Raw genomic sequence first — 17,078 nt, forward strand, 5'->3', positions numbered from 1 at the left:
ATAGGGGGACTGGGTTCTGAATAGTCTGTATTTCACCGTCGGTGGCGCAATCTTGCTGGCGCTGATCGTGGCGCTGGTCGGACCTCTCTTTGTTGACTGGACTTCCTACCGCTCCGCCTTCGAGCGCGAAGCCACGTTGGCGTTGGGGCAGCCGGTGCGGGTGCTCGGCGATGCGGACATGCAAATCCTGCCTTTGCCGCATTTGCATTTTGAAAGCATCCATGTCGGGCCGGACGATCAGGCGCCTATCCTCGTCGTTGATGAGTTCGACATGCGCATCGAGCTGATGCCACTGTTGCAAAAGAAGATTGAAGTGGTCGACATGACCCTCAGGTCACCGGTTCTCAAGATTCGGCTTGATCAGGAGGGGAAATTTGCCTGGCGTCGGGACACGGGCAAGCTTTGGGATCTGGATCTGGAGAAAATCCGCCTCAATGACGTGCGAATTGCCGATGGTCGGATCGAATTTGACGATGAAAGCACTGGCCGACACAAAGAGGTTTCCAATCTCAATGGCACCCTTGAAGCCCGCAGTCTGATTGGTCCCTACAAGATCGAAACCTCCTTTCTGATGGAAGGGGAGCCCTATTCGCTGATGCTGTCAACTGGTTCGGCGAGTGAAGCGGGCATGCGGCTGAAAAGCCTTTTGACGCCAGCCAACCATCCGGTGACCCTGTCGATTGACGGTGAAGTCAAGGAAGGATCCGATGAGCGCTTCCATTATATGGGTGTGCTGAAGCTGACCAATGCCATCGAGGGGTTGGAGCAGCAGGTGACACCTTGGGAATTGACCGGTGAGAGCAACCTGACAGCGACCTCTCTGGTCATGCCCAAATTTGACTTCTCCCATGGCGATGTTGAACAGGCCTATCGCTTGAGCGGCGCCGGGACAGTGAATTTCGGAGCCAAGCCGCGGTTTGACATCGTGGTCTCGTCGCGCCAGCTGGATCTCGATCGCGCGCTAGGCGAAGGGCCAAATGCGCCGATTGACCTCAAAGTTGGGGTTAGCAAGCTGGCCTCGGCGTTGACGCAGATGCCATTGCCGCCAATGCCGGGCCATGTGGGCTTTGATGTGCCGGGGATCATTCTGGGCGGCGGCATTGTGCGCAATGTCCAGCTGGATGCCATGCTGGTGGATCAGGGCTGGCAGATCGAGACGCTGGAAGCAGATCTGCCGGGGCAGACCCGCTTTGCCATGGCCGGGATGTTTGCCCGTCGTTTCGACGCCGGCAGTTTGGAACATGCCTTTGAGGGTGAAGCGCGGATGCGGTCCGAGCAACCTTCAGTCTTTGCCAAATGGTGGCTGAGGGATGCGCCTGCCAATGGGCAATTGCAGCCGTTTGACTTGAGTGGTCAGGTGCTGGCCAAGGCAGACCGGTTGCAGGTCTCCTCCCTTGATCTGGACATGAATGGAGATCGGGCAACGGGACGGATCGACTGGTATATCGGTGATGACGCCAAAAAGACGGATGGATCTTTGACCATCAAACTGGATGCTGACCGGATCGATCTCGACGCGGTGCGTGGCATTGGCTCACTGCTGCTTGCCAACACCAATGGGGCGGCGTCGCCGCTGGGTAGCATTGATGTGGATGTGAAAACCGACCGGCTGTCGCTTGGCGAGTTCGAGGGCCAAAGCCTTGCCGCCAAGATCCGTCTGATGGATGGGGATCTGGCGATTGACAGCTTCAAGGTGGATGATTTTGCCGGAGCGTCGGTTGAGGCGACCGGGTCCTTGCGTGATTTGGCCGGGCGACCGAGCGGGACCCTGTCCGGGCGGATCAAGGCGAAGCATCTGGATGGTTTGGCCTCGGCGGCGCAATGGTTGTTGCCCGATCAGCCAGTTGCTGACTGGTTCCAGAGCGCCAAAGGGGCGTTGGCTCCGGCAGATGTTGCCTTTTCGCTGGAGGGCAATCCCGATGGCAATGGTCTGTCGGCCAAGCTGAAGGGGCAGATGAGTGGTGGTGCTGTTGCCCTTGACGCGGCGATGGAAGGCTCACTGGTCACATGGCGCGAGAAGCCTCTGGCGCTTGATCTGGCGATTGACAATCCCGATGGCGCAAAACTGCTTGGCCTTGTGGGGCTAGGGGGCGACATGATCGGCCTGCCACCATTGGCGGCCAAAGTGAATTTGCAGGGAACGCCGCGTGAGACAGCGCAATTGTCCGTCTCGCTTGATGCCGACGATGGGGCGTTGAGCTATCAAGGCACACTGGCGCTCGATAACCGGGATCGTCTGGTTGCTGATGGCGCGTTGGCGCTCCGCTCGCAGGATCTGGCGCCTTATCTGATGGCATCTGGCATATCTCTGTCCAATCCCGGCCTTGCTCTTCCGGTCGCTCTGACAGCGCATTTGGCCCATAGGGATGAGGCGAGCAATCTGTCCGACCTCAAAGGCACATGGGATGACCAGCCGGTGGTTGGGACCTTGCGTCTTGAGCGGACGGTGACGGACCGTGTGGTGTCTGGTTCTCTGGAACTTGGCGATCTCGATGGTCTGTGGTTGGGGGAGAGCATTGTCGGGCCGGGACGCCTGACGGCCACCAGTCGCGCCTGGCCGGATCTGCCGTTCCAGCAACCGCTCGAGAAAGGCGAAACCCTGCCGGTCAAACTGGCGCTTGATGTCAAGGCGCGCAGTCTTGAGCTGATTGCCCCCACCATTTTCCAGCAACCGCGTTTTTCGATGATCTGGCGCGACGACAGTCTGGTGATCAGTGACTTCAAGGCCTTGTTGCAAGGCGGTAAGGTTACGGGTGGCCTGCAGTTCGAGAATGTGGCTGGCGAAGGGGTTGTGAAATCTCACCTGCGGGCCGATGGCATGGCGCTTGAACCATTCATTTGGGAGCGGGATGGCCGCTCGGTTGCCACGGGGCTGATGGATCTCAATGTGACGCTTGAAAGCCAGGGGCGCTCCTATGCGGGGCTGGTGTCCGGGCTGACTGGTGATGGCACATTCGCGCTCAGGGATGCGGAGTTGAAATATGTCAATCCATTGGCTTTCGAGCAGGTTGTGCGTGCGGTTGATGCGGGGCTGGACCTGAAGGAAGCGGATATCAAAAGAACCTTCATTGCCCATATGGACGCTGGCTCAACGCGTGTCAAAAGCCTGTCGGGGGCCTTCCAGATTGCAGGTGGAGCGCTCAGGGCCAACAATATCAATGCGGAAGCGGACATTTTGCAGTCGCGCGGCTCTTTGATGCTGGATCTGTCCGCCCAGACCCTGAAAGGGGACTGGTCGATCAAGGTCGAGCCGAATGAGGAAGATGCGGTGACGGGTGCGCAGCCTGAGGTCGGGCTGGTCTTTTCCGGTGATCTGGAGGCACCAAAACGCGTTGTTGATGTGGCGCCTTTCACCGGTTATTTGAGCATTCGCGCCTTCGAGCGCGAGGTGGATCGGGTCGAACGCTTGCAGGCCGATATTCTGGAAAAGGAACGGATGCGCCGACTGTTGCGGCTCTATCGTGAGCAGGCGCGGCATCGGGAGGCGGAGGCGCTGGCCGCCGAACAGGAAGCGGAGCGGTTAAAGCTGCAGGCGGTTGAAGATGCCAAAAAGGCAGCGAAGCGCAAGGCCGCGGAAGAAAAGGCTCGTCTGGAAGCTGAAGCGGCGCGCAAAGCGGCAGAGGCCGAAGCCAAGCGCAAGGCGGAAGAAGCCCGTAAGGCTGCTGAGAAGGCAAGGCTGGAGGCCGAGGCGGCCCGCAAGGCGGAAGAAAAGAGACTGGCTGAGCAAAAGCGTTTGGCCGAGGAAGCCCGCAAAGCCGCCGCCGAAAAGGCCCGTCTGGCAGCCGAAGCCCAAGCCCGTGCAGATGAAGAAGCCCGCAAGGTGGAAGCCGCCCGCAAAGAAGCCGAGCGTCTCGCAGCAGAGGCCCGTGCAGCCGAAGAAGCCGCTCGGCAGCTGGAACAAAGCCAGCAGCCTGCCAGCGTTATTGCGCCGTTGCCAAACCAGAGCAATGGACAGATCGAAGTGCGTCCGCTTGGCGATCTTGTGCCCAATGAGACGAATGCCACGGGCAATGGCAGCGAGGATCTGGCAACCGAATCCGGTTTGCTCAGTGGTGCAGCAGCAGGTCCCGAAAGCCGCGCATCGCAACCCTTGCCGGACAATCTGTCGGTGCTGCCGCGCATTCGGGTCGCGCCTGCCATTGGCGAGAAACAGGCGCCAGCGTCTGAGCCAGCCAATGACAATCGGCCAACCTTCAATGAATTGATGGAAGAGTTCCGCAATTCTCCGGATCGGATCATTCAGCTCGAATAGAGCGGTGCAAGTCGATGTCCTTGCCTTGGTCTGTCGTGGGGATCCGGGATTTGTAGTGATCGAGCACCGCGATCCGAATGGCCGAGGAGAGATTGTGATTGCCGCGGTCTTTGTCGATCTGGCGGATGATATCGGCCAGTGCCTTGTTGCGGTGGTCAGCAATCTCTTTCAGGCCCGTCCAGAACTCATCTTCCAGCGAAATGGAGGTGCGGTGGCCGGAAATGGTGACAGAGTGTTTCTTCATGTCGCCGCTTCAGACCCATCTTCGGGGGCCTTATCGGGTCTGGACAGAGTGGTCAGCTTGTGTCCATCCAAATGACGATTGAGCTTGTCCGCTTCTGCCTTGTCTTTGGCTTTCTGACCCTTGGTGCGGCCAAACAGGGCGCGATTGGCTTCGGCCTGCTTTTCCTTTTCCTGCCGATTGCGGGCTTTTCTCGCCTGACGCAGATTGATGATTTCGGTCATGTACGCCCCATTGCTGGCTGTGTCTGCCGCAGGCTGACTGCTCCCCGACTATTTCTTGCGGAAGGAATCAAGGGAGACGACTTCTGCTCCTTCGGGTTTGGCCGGCTTGCTGTCGTCTTCGCTCTCGTTGGCAGCTTCTTCGTCGATGTCTGTTGCATCTGACGTATCAAGATCACCGGTTTCCTCGCTGGGTGCAATGACCGCAATGACGCCATCGTCATTCTCATCGATCGGTATCAGCATCTCGCCGTCAAAGTCCTCATCATCCTCATCCATCTCGCCGGTTACTTCGAACTGCAGCGAGAAATGCACCGACGGGTCGATGAAGGTGATGATCGCGGTGTAGGGAATGTAAAGCTTTTCCGGGATGCCATCAAAAGACAGGCCTATTTCGATTGCCTGCTCGTTGGCCTGCAGGTCCCAGAATTGATGCTGGAGGACAATGGTCATGTCATCTGGATATTTCTCCAGAAGCCGTGGGGAAATGCGAACGCCCTGTGCCTGGGTGTTGAAGGTGATGTAGAAATGATGCTCGCCGGGCAAGCCAGTGCGCGCTACCTCGGTGAGTACGGTTTTCACCACACCTCTGAGTGCATCCTGTGCGAGAATGTCGTACCGGATCAGGTCTTCGCTCATAGGGCCTCCGAGAATTGTCCTGTATTCTGCCACTGTGTCAGTGGCTTGGGCTTGGAGTCAAGCAAGCCAAATCGTGAATAGCTGAATGCGTTGGAGATATCAACCATTGCCGGGATTGGGAAGCCGTCATTGCCTTGGCCGACGATCCATTTTTATTGTGCCGGGAAGGCTGTAAGGCGAGGGCTTCTGTTGCCAGGTGCCCCCAGGACCCCGCCTAACCGAGCATACCGGCTAGGGCTTTAAGTGGCTTGTCGCACTGCTTAGGCAGCAGCGAGACGGGAGCCTGCATAGTTGTCGTTTGCAACTACTAAATTAGCCCGATAACGGTGGTACAATGCCGAGCAAAAACACAATCTTTACACCCTCGTCGATCCTGTTTCGCCCCCATCAAAAACACCGCTGTCAAATGAACTCAACGGTGCTTGTGGTGGAGGCGCCGGGTACCGCCCCCGGGTCCGATAGGCTTATTACAAAGGCCATTTATTGCCATAGTTGCCGAAGCAACAGCCTGAATATAAGGATCAAGTGCGTGAATTTAAAGAGGGAAGAGCGGTTTCGCACCATCCTGTGCATGGTTTGTTTTTAACGCAATGCAAAGGCGGCGAAAACAAGGGCTTCGCTCTATGTGTCAGAATCGGATAACACCCTTTTTTAAAGACACATCTCCCGGGAGCCCTTTGCCATGCAGTCCTATCTCGATCTCTTGCAGCATATTCTTGACACTGGCGTCGACAAGGGCGACCGGACCGGCACTGGTACCCGCTCGGTCTTTGGCTATCAAATGCGCTTTGATCTCTCGGAAGGCTTTCCGCTGCTGACCACCAAGAAGCTGCATCTGCGCTCGATCATCCATGAGTTGTTGTGGTTCCTGTCGGGGGATACCAATATCGGCTATCTGAAGGACAACAAGGTGCGGATTTGGGATGACTGGGCCGATGAGAATGGCGATCTGGGGCCGGTCTACGGCCATCAGTGGCGCTCCTGGCCGGCGCGGGACGGGGGCACGATCGATCAGATCAGCCAGTTGATTGACCAGATCAAGACCAACCCGGACAGCCGCCGCCTGATGGTCACCGCGTGGAACCCTGCCGATGTGGAGCGGATGGCGTTGCCTCCCTGCCACTGTCTGTTCCAGTTCTATGTGGCCAATGGCCGCCTGTCCTGCCAGCTCTATCAGCGTTCAGCGGATGTGTTTCTCGGCGTGCCGTTCAACATCGCCTCCTATGCGCTGTTGACCATGATGGTGGCGCAGGTCTGTGATCTGGAGCCGGGTGACTTTGTCCATTCCTTTGGCGATACTCATCTCTATTCGAACCATTTCGAGCAGGCCCGCGCGCAAATGACCCGTGCGCCACGGGCTTTGCCCAAGATGCGAATCAATCCGGATCGGAAAGACATTTTCAGCTTCACATTCGAAGATTTCGAACTGGTTGATTATGATCCCCATGCACATATTGCAGCGCCTGTGGCGGTGTAAACAGAAAGGTTGGGCTATGGTGGAGCCAAAGGCAGCGAAGCTGGTCTTTCATTATGCGGTTGCCAGCAATGGGGTGATTGGCAAAGACAATGACATGCCTTGGCATGTCTCAAGCGATTTGAAGCGCTTCAAGGCGATGACGATGGGCAAGCCATTGATCATGGGCCGCAAGACCTTTGCCTCGATCGGGCGACCTTTGCCTGGACGGACCAACATCGTGGTGACGCGAGATCCTGATTTCACCGCCGAAGGCATCCGGGTCGCAAGGGATATCGAAGAAGCCCTTGCCATGGCCCAGACCATCGCGTCTGACGATCAGGTCGATGAAATTGCGGTGATTGGTGGTGGGACGATCTATAACGCGCTCTGGGGGCGGGCGGATCGCCTCTATGTGACCCATATCGAGGCCGAGCCGGACGGGGATACTTTTTTGCCGTTGATTGATGCAGCGGTGTGGCGTCAGGTGAGCATCGAAGATCCGGTGCAGGGGGAGAAGGACAGCGCTCCGATGCGGTTTGCGATCTATGAACGCCGGGCCTGATTTCTTGTCAGTCAGGTGTGGTTTATCAGGTCCTGTTTCAGCGCTGCCTTGATCTCATCAGGCAAATGCAGGCAATTGATATCCATCAGTGCGCCTTGCAAGGCCCAGAGCATCATCAGGTTGACGATACGCGGATTGCGGGCCTTCACCTCGATATAGGCGTCGATGATGCCGCGTTGGCGCAAGTCCCGCTCCGTATGGATGCCGATTTCCGCCAGCCAGACGCTGGTTTTCGGCCCCATATTTTTCAGCTCGGCAATGGGGCGGTCCGTTCTGTTCATGGATGCAGCTTCCGATGGTGGCTTGTGACAGGGGTGGTCTGACTGTCCTGACAGACCGTAACAAAGGGCAAAGAAGTGTGCGCTACTTTTGCCCGTTTTGGCGATGGTAAGGGAAATTAAACCGGCTTTCCTCACTTAATTCGGTCCAAGGGCTGAAAATCGTGAGTTAAGCCTTGATTTTACGGCAGTTGCTTCCCAATTTGTCACCAAAGTCGAGTTTGAAGAGTTGCGTAATTCTCCCCATATGTTGTCAAAGTCCGGGAGGGCTTGGATGATCAACTGGGCGAAGTTTCGCTCAATCGGTTCCTAGAATAAGGATAGACTATGCCTTGGAGCAATCAGAATGGTGGTGGCGGCAGCGGTGGCCCTTGGGGCAACGGCGGCGGCGGACGGAATGGCGGACCATGGGGGCAAGGCCCTCAGAAACCGGGATCCAATCCGCCTGATCTGGAAGACATGATCCGCAAAGGCCAGGAACGTCTCCGGCAAGCCTTCCCAGGTGGTGGCGGTTCGGGCGGCGGTTCTCTCGGCGCCAAAGGTATTGGCCTCCTCGGGCTTGGTGCCATTGCTGTGTGGATGCTGACCGGTTTCTACTCGGTCAAAGAGGGTGAGCTCGGTGTTGAACTGATGCTCGGTCAGACGTCGGCAGTGTCCGGCTCCGGTCTGAACTACAATTTCCCATATCCCGTCGGTCGCACAGAAATCGTCAATGTGGAACAGATCCGCGAAATCAATGTCGGCGCTCGGCAGTTTTCGTCTTCGCGCGGTACCCGCGTGCAGGACGTGCCTGAAGAAAGCCTGATGCTGACCGGGGATGAGAATATCATCGACGTGGATTTCAAGGTTCAGTGGAATATCAGCGATCCTGCGCAATATCTGTTTAATGTGGCAGAGCCAGAAGTCGCGGTGAAGCAGGTCGTCGAAAGCGCGATGCGCGAAATCGTTGGCCGCAACACGATGGATGAGATCCAGACCGGTAACCGTACCGCGGTTGAGTTGGCCGTTCAGGAATTGTCCCAGAAGATGCTGAATGATTACAAGACCGGCGTGACCATCGTCGAGATTCAGCTTGAGGGTGTCGAGCCTCCGCAAGAGGTGGTCGCCGCGTTCCGTGACGTTCAGGCGGCGAAGGCCGATAATGTGCGTTTGCAGAACGAAGCACAGGCCTATGCCAACAAGGTCGTGCCACAGGCACAGGGTCAGGCTGCCCAAATTCTGGAAGCTGCCAATGCCTATCGTGAACAGACGGTGGCCGAAGCGCGCGGTCAGGCCGATCGCTTCTCCAAGGTTCTTGGGGAATATGAAAAGGCGCCGGAAATCACCCGCAAGCGTCTTTATCTCGAAACTATGGAAAAGGTCATGGGCCAGTCCGAGAAGATCATTCTCGACAGTGGCGGCAAGGATGGCTCCGGCGTCGTGCCGTACCTGCCCTTGAATGAATTGACCAAGAAAGCGGGGAACTAATCATGTCTGTAAAAGCAATTTTTTCCCTCATTCTGACCGCAATTGTGGCCGTTGTGCTGTTTCTGTCGGTCTATTTCGTCTATCCGCACGAGCAGGCTGTGGTGACGCAGTTTGGCCGGATCGTCAATGCCGAGCGTGAGCCTGGTGTCTATTTCAAGATCCCGTTCATCCAGAATGTGGAATATCTTGACAAGCGCGCCCGATATCTCGAGCTGTCCGAACGTGAGGTCATCGCGTCCGACAAGAAACGTCTGATCATCGATTCCTTCACCCGTTACCGGATCATCGAGCCGCTGCGCTTCAAACAGCGTGCGAAGGTGATGTCCAACTTCGAAAACCAGTTGCGCACCTTCATGGATTCGTCCCTGCGTGCAGCTGCTGCCAACTTCGATTTTCAGGACATTGTGCGTGACAAGCGTGAGGATCTGATCGAGGCAATCCGCAAGGATATCGACGGAAAGACCAAGAATTTCGGCGTCGAAGTGGTTGATTTCCGGGTTCGTCGTGCAGACCTTCCAAAGGAAAACTCTGAAGCGGTCTATCGTCAGATGCAGACCGAGCGTCAGCAGGAAGCCAATGGTATTCGTGCCGACGGTGATCGTGCCGCCTTGCAGATCCGCTCTATCGCTGACCGTAATGCCACCGTTATCATCGCCAATGCCCGGCGTGATTCCGAGGTCATTCGCGGTGAGGGCGATGCTCAGCGAAACAATATCTTTGCGGAAGCCTATGGCAAGAATGCCAGCTTCTTCGAATTCTATCGTACGATGCAGGCCTATGAGCGCAGCCTTGCAAAAGGCGACACCCGCCTGGTGCTGACCCCGGATGGGGAATTCTTCAGCTACTTTGGTGGTGCTGAAGGCGCTGCCAAGCCTCAGTAATAATAATGATCAAGTCTGCGGCCCTCAAAAGGGGCCGCAGCTGCATTCAGGGTCTTTTCAGATCCGAAGAATAAAGACTATGAAGGACCTCCATGTCTGACTTTTTCGTCGCAATTGGCCTTGTTTTGGTTCTTGAGGGGCTGGTCTATGCGGCTTTCCCCGATCTGATGAAGCGCATGATCTTTGAGGTTCTGACCCTGCCCAGCAACAGTTTGCGCTCGGGCGGCCTGATGGCCATGCTGATTGGTGTGGTGATCATCTATCTTATCCGCGGCTAAGTCGCGACTTTTCTAACGCATTGAATCTGGTAAGCTTAGCTCTGACAAGGCTGGGGCTGGCTTTGGTTGAGGCTCTGTGGGATGCAGGCCGGGGCGTTTTTTGCTTTGGGTTGATGCGATCAACCGGTTTGGCGAGGGGGACTGGGATGATTTTTCGCGCGTTTGTCAGCGAGGGACTGAGGCCGGTTGCCCGCCAAATTCCTTCGCTATCGGTGGTTCTGCTGGCTGCGTTGGTCTCGCTTGCTTGTGCAGATCTGGCCAAGGCCGGGCACAAGACAGCGACCGGCCCGCGTTCCGTGGCCGATCTGGCAGACCGTTTGATGCCAGCCGTGGTCAATATATCCACCCGCTCGGTGGTGGATGCCAAATCGAGCATTCCCATTCCACGGGTCCCTGATGGCTCTCCCTTTCAGGAATTTTTCGAGGATTTCTTCGAACAGAATGGTGAGGGGGGCAGCCGCAAGCAAAGTGTGCAGTCGCTCGGATCTGGCTTTGTCATCGACGCTTCAGGGTTGATTGTCACCAACCATCATGTGATTTCCGAAGCCGATGAGATCACCATCAAGTTGGCCGACGGATCGCGGCACGAGGCGCGGCTTGTCGGACGCGATACCAAAACCGATCTGGCGCTTCTGAAGATCGAAGTGACCGAACCACTGGCAGTCGTTTCCTTTGCGACTGATGAAGATGTGCGGGTTGGTGACTGGGTGATGGCGATTGGCAATCCGTTCGGTCTTGGCAGCTCGGTGTCTGTCGGCATTGTCTCGGCCCGCAATCGGGACATCAATACCGGACCTTATGACAGCTTCATCCAGACCGACGCCGCAATCAACCGGGGCAATTCCGGCGGTCCCCTGTTCGACATGTATGGCAATGTGGTCGGGGTCAATACGGCGATCATCTCGCCGACCGGTTCCTCCATCGGCCTTGGTTTTGCCATTCCGGCAGACATTGCGCGCCGGGTGGTGGATCAGCTCAAATCCTTCGGCGAAACACGCCGTGGCTGGCTCGGGATTCGCATTCAGCAGATTTCACAAGATCTGGCCGAGGGGCTTGGCCTGTCGCAGGATCGTGGCGTTCTGGTCTCCTGGGTCAATCAGGACGGCCCGGCACAAAAAGCCGGCCTGAAGCCCGGCGACGTCATTCTTTCCTATGATGGCAAGGCCATCCATGAAGTGCGTGATCTGACCCGGCTGGTGGCTGAAAGCGCTATTGGCGATCAGGTGAAGGTGCGTCTGGTGCGCAAAGGGCACACAATGGTGTTGCCGATTGTGGTGGGACATTTGGAAGCAAACCAGACGTCTCTGCCCAGACTGAAGCAAGCACCGGCAATGCAGGCCTCGCTGTTCGGTATGGCGCTGACGGACCTCACGGAAGCTGAACGCAAGAAGCACAATCTGGGGGATCAGGTGGAAGGCGTGGTTGTGCATCAGGTCGCGCCTGACAGCCTTGCAGCCCAGAAGGGCATTGTGCAGGGGATGGTGATTGTCGAGATCAATCAGGAAATTGTCTCGACGCCCGAAGGGGTGATCGAGCGGGTCGAGGCGCTGAAGGCCGAGGGCAAGACCACCATCGTGTTGCTGCTGGCGCGGCCCGATGGCGGTGAGTTGGTCTTTGTGCCGCTCAAGCTGGAGTAGGGCGAGAGCCTCTCAGGTGCCCAGACTGAGCAGCAAAGGCACCATTGATAGCACCAGAAGACTGGCCATTGCAGCATTGAACAATCGCAGGGTTGCGGGGCGCTGCAGAACTCTGCGCAGGCTTTGACCAAGCAGAATCCAAACGCTGCAAGAGGGCGCATTGATCAGCCCGAATATGCTTGCCGCCAACAAGATCGACCAGACGGACTGCTGCTGGGTATAGGCGGTGATGGTGGTCAGTGCCATGGCTATGGCCTTGGGATTGAGCCACTGGAAGGCAGCGGCCTCGTGAAAGGCCAATGGGCGGGCGCGTTTGCTGCGCTCTGGATCTGGGGCGGAAGAGGTGAGAATGCGCCATGCCAGATAAAGCACAAAGCCAAAGCAGATCACTTTCAGCCATTGAAGAATGGCGGGATGGGCTGCCAGCACATCCATCAAGGCGACGCCGATTACCACCGTCATCAAAGTGAAGCCGAATGAAATTCCTGCCAGATGGGGCAGGGTTCGGGTCAGGCCAAAATTGGCCCCTGACGACATAAGCATCAGATTGTTGGGACCAGGGGTGATGGAGGTTGAGAAGGCGTAAAGCACCAGCGGAAAGAGCGTTTCATATGTCATGGCGCAAGATTAGCGGCGATTTGATGGAGAATTTCTGCAAAATTACGTGCAGCTGGATCTTAAATCGCATAGTTTGTGATCTATGGATCAATTTGACGAAAAAATCTTGCGTGAGTTAAGCCGCGATGGCCGGATGACGCATACCGAACTGGGCAAGCGGGTCGGGCTGTCAGCCTCGGCTGTTTTGCGCCGGGTGCAGGATCTGGAGCAGAAGGGGGTGATCACAGGCTATCGGGCCGTGATAGACCCGGCCAAGATTGGCAACAGCTTTGTGGCGCTGATCGGGGTGGGGCTGAAGGATCACACCAAGGCATCACAATTGGCGTTTGAGCGGTCCATTCTGGCGGCGCGGGAGGTCAAGGAATGCCACAATGTCACCGGCACGATTGAATATATGCTGCGGGTCGAGGTTGCGGATCTGGCGGCCTACAAACGGTTTCACACAGATGTGCTGGGGGCGCTGCCTCAGGTGACGTCCATCACTAGCTATGCGGTGATGTCGTCTCCCAAGGATGAACGCGGATAGGCCGCGGCTTTGTCTCTCAGGTGGTGATGAAGTCCGAGGCCTTATAGCCTTGCAGGAAGAGAAGAGCGGTCAGGTCGCCATGGTCGATGACAAATTCGGCCTGCGCGGCGACATTCGGCTTGGCATGCAAAGCCACGCCCATGCCCGCATCCTGGATCATGGCCAGATCATTGGCACCATCGCCAACCGCGAGGCTGTCGGCTGCGGTGATGTTCATCTCGGCGATCAATTCATGCAGGCGCTGCTTTTTGGCGTCCTTGCCGAGGATCGGCATGCCGACCTCGCCGGTCAATTTGCCACCTGCTTCGAGCAGGATGTTGGCGCGGTCTTCGTCAAAGCCGAGGCTTTCGCGCACCTTGGCGGTGAAATGGGTGAAGCCGCCGGACACCAGAGCACAATAGGCACCATTGGCCTTCATGGTCTGGATCAGGCTTTTGCCGCCGGGGGTGAAGGTGATGCGCTTGGCAAATAGCTGATCAACGACACTGAGATCAAGCCCCTTGAGCAGGGCAACGCGTTCCTTCAGCGCGGGATCAAAGTCAATCTCGCCGCGCATGGCACGTGCCGTAATGGCGGAGACCTTGTCTTTCAGGCCCACTTCGTCGGCCAGCTCATCGATGCATTCCTGCTGGATCATCGTGGAGTCCATGTCGGCCAGCAGCAGCTTTTTCTTGCGGCCTTCGCTGGGCTGCAGGGCCATGTCGACGCCCGCATTGCTGAGGGCCACGCGCAGTTCGGCCCGCAAATTGGCATAATCAGGATGCTTGGGGATGACAAAATCGCATGCAACCCCTTCCATAAGCCATGTAAAGTCTGTATCGACCCTGATGACAGAGCGGATCTTGGCCACGAGGTCGGCGGTGACGGCAGGCTTTGCCGGTGCGCTGATGACGGTCAGAGTGAAAGACATGGATCCCCCAGCAAGGATTGGTGCCTCCCCATTTGAGGAGGCGGCAATGATCGGACGATGACAGACGGAACAAAACTCTCTTCTGCGCCTTCTGCGGTGTTGATAGCCGGGCCAACGGCAAGCGGCAAGTCTTCTCTTGCGGTGCGGTTGGCGGAAATGGTGGACGGGGTGATTATCAACGCCGATTCCATGCAGATTTACGACGAAATGCTGATCCTGTCCGCCCGTCCGACAGCCGATGAAATGGGGGGCATCGAGCATCGGCTCTATGGCTATGTGCCTCCTTCCGAGCGTTATTCGGTGGGACGCTGGCTGGATGACGCGGTGGCGGCGATCAAGGATGTGCGCGCGAGCGGCCGCTGCCCGATCCTTGTTGGCGGCACGGGGCTCTATTACAAGGCATTGCTTGAGGGGCTGAATGCCATTCCCGAGGTGTCCGATGCAGTGCGGGCCCATTGGGCGGGAGAGCTTCACCGCCTCGGCAGCCCGGAGGCACTGCATGCCATTCTTTCAGACCGTGATCCAGCGATGGCAGCGACCCTGAAGGCGGCCGACGGGCAGAGAATCCTGCGGGCGCTGGAAATTCTTGATGAGACTGGCAAATCCCTGCTCGACTGGCAGGCGGAGGATGCCATGCGTCATGACACCTCCATCGTGGAGGATTCGATGCGGATGGTGCTGCTGCCACCGCGCGAACTGGTCTATGGCAAGATCGAGAAGCGCTTTGACCAGATGGTGGAACTGGGCGGCATTGAGGAGGCGCGACATCTGGCCTCTTTGGGGATCGACCCGGACTTGCCCGCCATGAAGGCCATCGGGGTGGCGCATCTCAATGCCTTTGCAGATGGCCGCATCTCGTATGACGAAGCGATCGCCCTTTGCAAACGGGACACCCGTCGCTATGCCAAACGGCAAATGACATGGATCCGCAATCAGATGGACAAATGGCCGCATTTTGAGACTGCCGAGGCTGCCATTGCGCATTTTTTGATAGAATTGAAAAGCAAAGGCGAGGAAAGAGTGTAGAAAATTACCCTAAGAATTAAGAATCCTGTTTAAAGCGGGTTGACCTAATGGAGGGGAGGGACTAACGTGCCACGCGAAACGAACGAAAAGACTGAGCTTATTATGCGAAATATTCTTGTGATTCTAGTGGGAAGGCGCGCCGCTGCGATGGTTGATTGACCGTTGCAAATGGTGGTGCGCATCTGGGGCCTTTGAGGGCCCTTTTTTATTGCCCGCAGGAAACACAAGACTGTTATGTGTGTTCAAGCAAAGTCGAAGTGTTCGGCAGGACCAAAGTCAGTTTAAGGAATGGATAAATGACACGTCAGATGACTGGTGCTGAAATGGTTATCCAAGCTCTGAGAGATCAGGGCGTTGACCATATCTTTGGCTATCCCGGGGGAGCGGTTCTCCCGATTTATGACGAGATTTTTCAGCAGGAAGACATTGAGCATATTCTGGTGCGCCATGAACAGGGTGCAGGCCATGCGGCCGAAGGCTATGCTCGCTCCACCGGCAAAGTTGGCGTGCTATTGGTAACCTCCGGTCCGGGTGCCACCAATGCCGTGACCCCGTTGGCCGATGCGCTGATGGACTCCATTCCACTGGTCTGCATCACCGGGCAGGTGCCCACTGCACTGATCGGCAGCGATGCCTTTCAGGAATGCGATACGTCCGGTGTCACTCGTCCCTGCACCAAGCACAATTATCTGGTCCGTCATATCGAGGATCTGCCGCGCATTCTGCATGAAGCCTTCTATGTTGCCCGTTCGGGGCGTCCGGGGCCGGTTGTTGTCGATATTCCAAAGGATGTTCAGTTCGCGACCGGCACCTATCATGGTCCGTCCAACATCAGCCACAAGACCTACCATCCGCAGGTCAAGGGGGACTTGGAAAGCGTTCGCAAAGCCGTTGATATGTTGCTGGGTGCCAAGCGACCCGTCATCTATTCCGGCGGCGGCGTCATCAATTCAGGCACCGAAGCCTGTCAGATGCTGCGGGAGCTAATTTCCCTGACCGGTTATCCGATCACCTCGACCCTGATGGGGTTGGGGGCTTATCCGGCCTCTGGTGACGAATGGCTCGGGATGTTGGGGATGCACGGCACGTATGAAGCCAATATGGCCATGCATGAATGTGACGTCATGCTGTGTATTGGGGCACGGTTCGATGACCGCATCACCGGGCGTCTTGATGCCTTCTCGCCCAATTCGAAAAAGATCCATATCGATATCGACCCCTCCTCGATCAACAAGATCGTCCGGGTGGATCTGGCGATTGTCGGCGATGTCGGTCATGTGCTCGAAGACATGGTCCGCATCTGGCGGGCCAGTGGCAAGAAGCCGGCCAAGTCGGAAACCGCCGACTGGTGGGAGCAGATCAAGATCTGGCGCAAGCGCAACTGCCTTGCCTATCGCCCGAATGACGATGTGATCATGCCGCAATATGCGTTGCAGCGTCTGAATGAAAAGATCAAGGGCAAGGATACCTATATCACCACCGAGGTGGGCCAGCACCAGATGTGGGCAGCGCAGTTCCTCGGCTTTGAAGAGCCGCATCGTTGGATGACCTCCGGTGGGCTTGGCACCATGGGCTATGGCTTCCCGGCGGCAATGGGCGTGCAGACCGCACATCGCAACAGTCTGGTGATTGACATTGCCGGGGATGCGTCGATCCAGATGACCATTCAGGAACTGTCCTGCTGTGTGCAGTATAACCTGCCGGTCAAGGTGATGATCCTCAATAACGAATATATGGGCATGGTGCGCCAGTGGCAGCAGCTGCTGCATGGCAACCGGATGTCGAACTCCTATGTTGAGGCTATGCCTGATTTCGTCAAGCTGGCGGACGCCTATGGTGCCCATGGCATCATGTGTGATCATCCCGATGATCTGGATGCAGCCATCGATGAAATGATTGCCTATGACGGGCCGGTTCTGTTCGATTGCCGTGTGGCCAAGCTTGCCAACTGCTTCCCGATGATCCCGTCGGGTCGGGCGCATAATGACATGCTGCTGTCTGACGAAGCAGAGGATGCAGAGAAAATCGCAACCGCAATCGGAGACGCTGGCAAGAAGCTGGTCTGATCGCTGTATCACCGACATTT

16 protein-coding genes and 1 other RNA gene are annotated in these 17,078 nt (G+C 56.9%); 10 read left to right on the forward strand and 7 right to left on the reverse strand.

Going from position 1 to position 17,078, the window contains the following annotated elements; genetic code table 11:
• Nucleotides 1-52 precede the first annotated feature (52 nt).
• On the forward strand, nucleotides 53-4,252 hold the full coding sequence (locus FDK21_RS02005) for an AsmA family protein (RefSeq protein ID WP_138147325.1): 4,200 nt from the start codon (nucleotides 53-55) through the stop codon (nucleotides 4,250-4,252).
• Here the strand turns inward: FDK21_RS02005 and FDK21_RS02010 are convergent.
• The 4 genes from FDK21_RS02010 to ssrA all read right to left on the reverse strand — a co-directional run bounded on the left by FDK21_RS02010 (nucleotide 4,236) and on the right by ssrA (nucleotide 5,897).
• A complete protein-coding gene (locus tag FDK21_RS02010) occupies nucleotides 4,236-4,496 on the reverse strand; it encodes a ribbon-helix-helix domain-containing protein (protein ID WP_138147326.1) in 261 nt (86 codons plus the stop codon). The two genes, FDK21_RS02005 and FDK21_RS02010, sit on opposite strands and share 17 nt — an antisense overlap.
• A complete protein-coding gene (locus FDK21_RS02015; protein ID WP_138147327.1) occupies nucleotides 4,493-4,717 on the reverse strand; it encodes a DUF4169 family protein in 225 nt (74 codons plus the stop codon). Before FDK21_RS02015 ends, FDK21_RS02010 begins: the two co-directional genes overlap by 4 nt.
• Before the next feature lie 48 nt (nucleotides 4,718-4,765).
• Nucleotides 4,766-5,353 carry a ClpXP protease specificity-enhancing factor SspB gene (locus tag FDK21_RS02020; protein ID WP_138147328.1) on the reverse strand — a complete coding sequence of 196 codons (588 nt, stop codon included), beginning with the start codon at nucleotides 5,351-5,353 and terminating at the stop codon, nucleotides 4,766-4,768.
• A 174-nt stretch (nucleotides 5,354-5,527) separates the two neighbouring features.
• Nucleotides 5,528-5,897, reverse strand: a transfer-messenger RNA (tmRNA) gene (gene ssrA, locus FDK21_RS02025).
• 138 nt (nucleotides 5,898-6,035) lie between these two features.
• On the opposite strand from ssrA, the gene FDK21_RS02030 reads away from it, so the two are divergent.
• Nucleotides 6,036-6,830, forward strand: coding sequence for a thymidylate synthase (locus FDK21_RS02030; RefSeq protein WP_138147329.1), 795 nt, complete (start codon nucleotides 6,036-6,038; stop codon nucleotides 6,828-6,830).
• A gap of 16 nt (nucleotides 6,831-6,846) precedes the next feature.
• Entirely contained in the window at nucleotides 6,847-7,371 is a 525-nt protein-coding gene (locus tag FDK21_RS02035; RefSeq protein ID WP_138147330.1) for a dihydrofolate reductase, read from the forward strand.
• Nucleotides 7,372-7,382: 11 nt separating this feature from the next.
• Here the strand turns inward: FDK21_RS02035 and FDK21_RS02040 are convergent, their stop codons facing one another.
• Entirely contained in the window at nucleotides 7,383-7,652 is a 270-nt protein-coding gene (locus FDK21_RS02040) for a TfoX/Sxy family protein (protein WP_138147331.1), read from the reverse strand.
• A 324-nt stretch (nucleotides 7,653-7,976) separates the two neighbouring features.
• Here FDK21_RS02040 and hflK point away from each other — a divergent pair, with 324 nt between their 5' ends.
• From hflK to FDK21_RS02060, 4 genes are all read left to right on the forward strand, one after another.
• Nucleotides 7,977-9,116, forward strand: a complete 1,140-nt coding sequence (gene hflK / locus FDK21_RS02045) for an FtsH protease activity modulator HflK (RefSeq protein WP_138147332.1) — start codon at nucleotides 7,977-7,979, stop codon at nucleotides 9,114-9,116.
• Between the two features lie 2 nt (nucleotides 9,117-9,118).
• Nucleotides 9,119-9,997, forward strand: a complete 879-nt coding sequence (locus FDK21_RS02050; RefSeq protein WP_138147333.1) for a protease modulator HflC — start codon at nucleotides 9,119-9,121, stop codon at nucleotides 9,995-9,997.
• 92 nt (nucleotides 9,998-10,089) lie between these two features.
• Nucleotides 10,090-10,275 carry a DUF2065 domain-containing protein gene (locus FDK21_RS02055; protein WP_114009419.1) on the forward strand — a complete coding sequence of 62 codons (186 nt, stop codon included), beginning with the start codon at nucleotides 10,090-10,092 and terminating at the stop codon, nucleotides 10,273-10,275.
• A 146-nt stretch (nucleotides 10,276-10,421) separates the two neighbouring features.
• Nucleotides 10,422-11,912, forward strand: a complete 1,491-nt coding sequence (locus FDK21_RS02060) for a Do family serine endopeptidase (protein ID WP_138147334.1) — start codon at nucleotides 10,422-10,424, stop codon at nucleotides 11,910-11,912.
• 12 nt (nucleotides 11,913-11,924) lie between these two features.
• Here the strand turns inward: FDK21_RS02060 and FDK21_RS02065 are convergent, their stop codons facing one another.
• Nucleotides 11,925-12,530 carry a LysE family translocator gene (locus FDK21_RS02065; protein WP_138147335.1) on the reverse strand — a complete coding sequence of 202 codons (606 nt, stop codon included), beginning with the start codon at nucleotides 12,528-12,530 and terminating at the stop codon, nucleotides 11,925-11,927.
• Nucleotides 12,531-12,612: 82 nt separating this feature from the next.
• Between FDK21_RS02065 and FDK21_RS02070 the strand changes: the two genes are divergently transcribed.
• Nucleotides 12,613-13,056 (forward strand): Lrp/AsnC family transcriptional regulator, encoded by a 444-nt coding sequence (locus FDK21_RS02070; RefSeq protein ID WP_138147336.1) that lies wholly within the window; start codon nucleotides 12,613-12,615, stop codon nucleotides 13,054-13,056.
• Between the two features lie 16 nt (nucleotides 13,057-13,072).
• On the opposite strand, the gene serB is transcribed toward FDK21_RS02070, so the two are convergent.
• Nucleotides 13,073-13,966, reverse strand: coding sequence for a phosphoserine phosphatase SerB (serB, locus tag FDK21_RS02075; RefSeq protein WP_138147337.1), 894 nt, complete (start codon nucleotides 13,964-13,966; stop codon nucleotides 13,073-13,075).
• Nucleotides 13,967-14,023: 57 nt separating this feature from the next.
• Between serB and miaA the strand changes: the two genes are divergently transcribed.
• Both miaA and FDK21_RS02085 read left to right on the forward strand, forming a co-directional pair.
• A complete protein-coding gene (gene miaA, locus FDK21_RS02080; protein WP_138147338.1) occupies nucleotides 14,024-14,992 on the forward strand; it encodes a tRNA (adenosine(37)-N6)-dimethylallyltransferase MiaA in 969 nt (322 codons plus the stop codon).
• 296 nt (nucleotides 14,993-15,288) lie between these two features.
• Nucleotides 15,289-17,058 carry an acetolactate synthase 3 large subunit gene (locus FDK21_RS02085; protein WP_246657472.1) on the forward strand — a complete coding sequence of 590 codons (1,770 nt, stop codon included), beginning with the start codon at nucleotides 15,289-15,291 and terminating at the stop codon, nucleotides 17,056-17,058.
• The last annotated feature ends 20 nt before the right edge of the window (nucleotides 17,059-17,078 follow it).

It is taken from the genome of Cohaesibacter sp. CAU 1516 (assembly GCF_005771485.1).
In the GTDB taxonomy this organism is placed as follows: domain Bacteria; phylum Pseudomonadota; class Alphaproteobacteria; order Rhizobiales; family Cohaesibacteraceae; genus Cohaesibacter; species Cohaesibacter intestini.

Excerpts from the sequence above, each read along its gene's own strand:
- FDK21_RS02060 (WP_138147334.1), top strand. The coding sequence starts at position 10,422 with ATGATTTTTCGCGCGTTTGTCAGCGAGGGACTGAGGCCGGTTGCCCGC.
- FDK21_RS02020 (WP_138147328.1), bottom strand. The coding sequence starts at position 5,353 with ATGAGCGAAGACCTGATCCGGTACGACATTCTCGCACAGGATGCACTC.
- FDK21_RS02070 (WP_138147336.1), top strand. The coding sequence starts at position 12,613 with ATGGATCAATTTGACGAAAAAATCTTGCGTGAGTTAAGCCGCGATGGC.
- FDK21_RS02085 (WP_246657472.1), top strand. The coding sequence starts at position 15,289 with ATGACACGTCAGATGACTGGTGCTGAAATGGTTATCCAAGCTCTGAGA.
- FDK21_RS02035 (WP_138147330.1), top strand. The coding sequence starts at position 6,847 with ATGGTGGAGCCAAAGGCAGCGAAGCTGGTCTTTCATTATGCGGTTGCC.
- FDK21_RS02015 (WP_138147327.1), bottom strand. The coding sequence starts at position 4,717 with ATGACCGAAATCATCAATCTGCGTCAGGCGAGAAAAGCCCGCAATCGG.
- FDK21_RS02055 (WP_114009419.1), top strand. The coding sequence starts at position 10,090 with ATGTCTGACTTTTTCGTCGCAATTGGCCTTGTTTTGGTTCTTGAGGGG.
- serB (WP_138147337.1), bottom strand. The coding sequence starts at position 13,966 with ATGTCTTTCACTCTGACCGTCATCAGCGCACCGGCAAAGCCTGCCGTC.
- FDK21_RS02010 (WP_138147326.1), bottom strand. The coding sequence starts at position 4,496 with ATGAAGAAACACTCTGTCACCATTTCCGGCCACCGCACCTCCATTTCG.
- hflK (WP_138147332.1), top strand. The coding sequence starts at position 7,977 with ATGCCTTGGAGCAATCAGAATGGTGGTGGCGGCAGCGGTGGCCCTTGG.
- FDK21_RS02050 (WP_138147333.1), top strand. The coding sequence starts at position 9,119 with ATGTCTGTAAAAGCAATTTTTTCCCTCATTCTGACCGCAATTGTGGCC.
- FDK21_RS02065 (WP_138147335.1), bottom strand. The coding sequence starts at position 12,530 with ATGACATATGAAACGCTCTTTCCGCTGGTGCTTTACGCCTTCTCAACC.
- FDK21_RS02030 (WP_138147329.1), top strand. The coding sequence starts at position 6,036 with ATGCAGTCCTATCTCGATCTCTTGCAGCATATTCTTGACACTGGCGTC.
- FDK21_RS02040 (WP_138147331.1), bottom strand. The coding sequence starts at position 7,652 with ATGAACAGAACGGACCGCCCCATTGCCGAGCTGAAAAATATGGGGCCG.
- miaA (WP_138147338.1), top strand. The coding sequence starts at position 14,024 with ATGACAGACGGAACAAAACTCTCTTCTGCGCCTTCTGCGGTGTTGATA.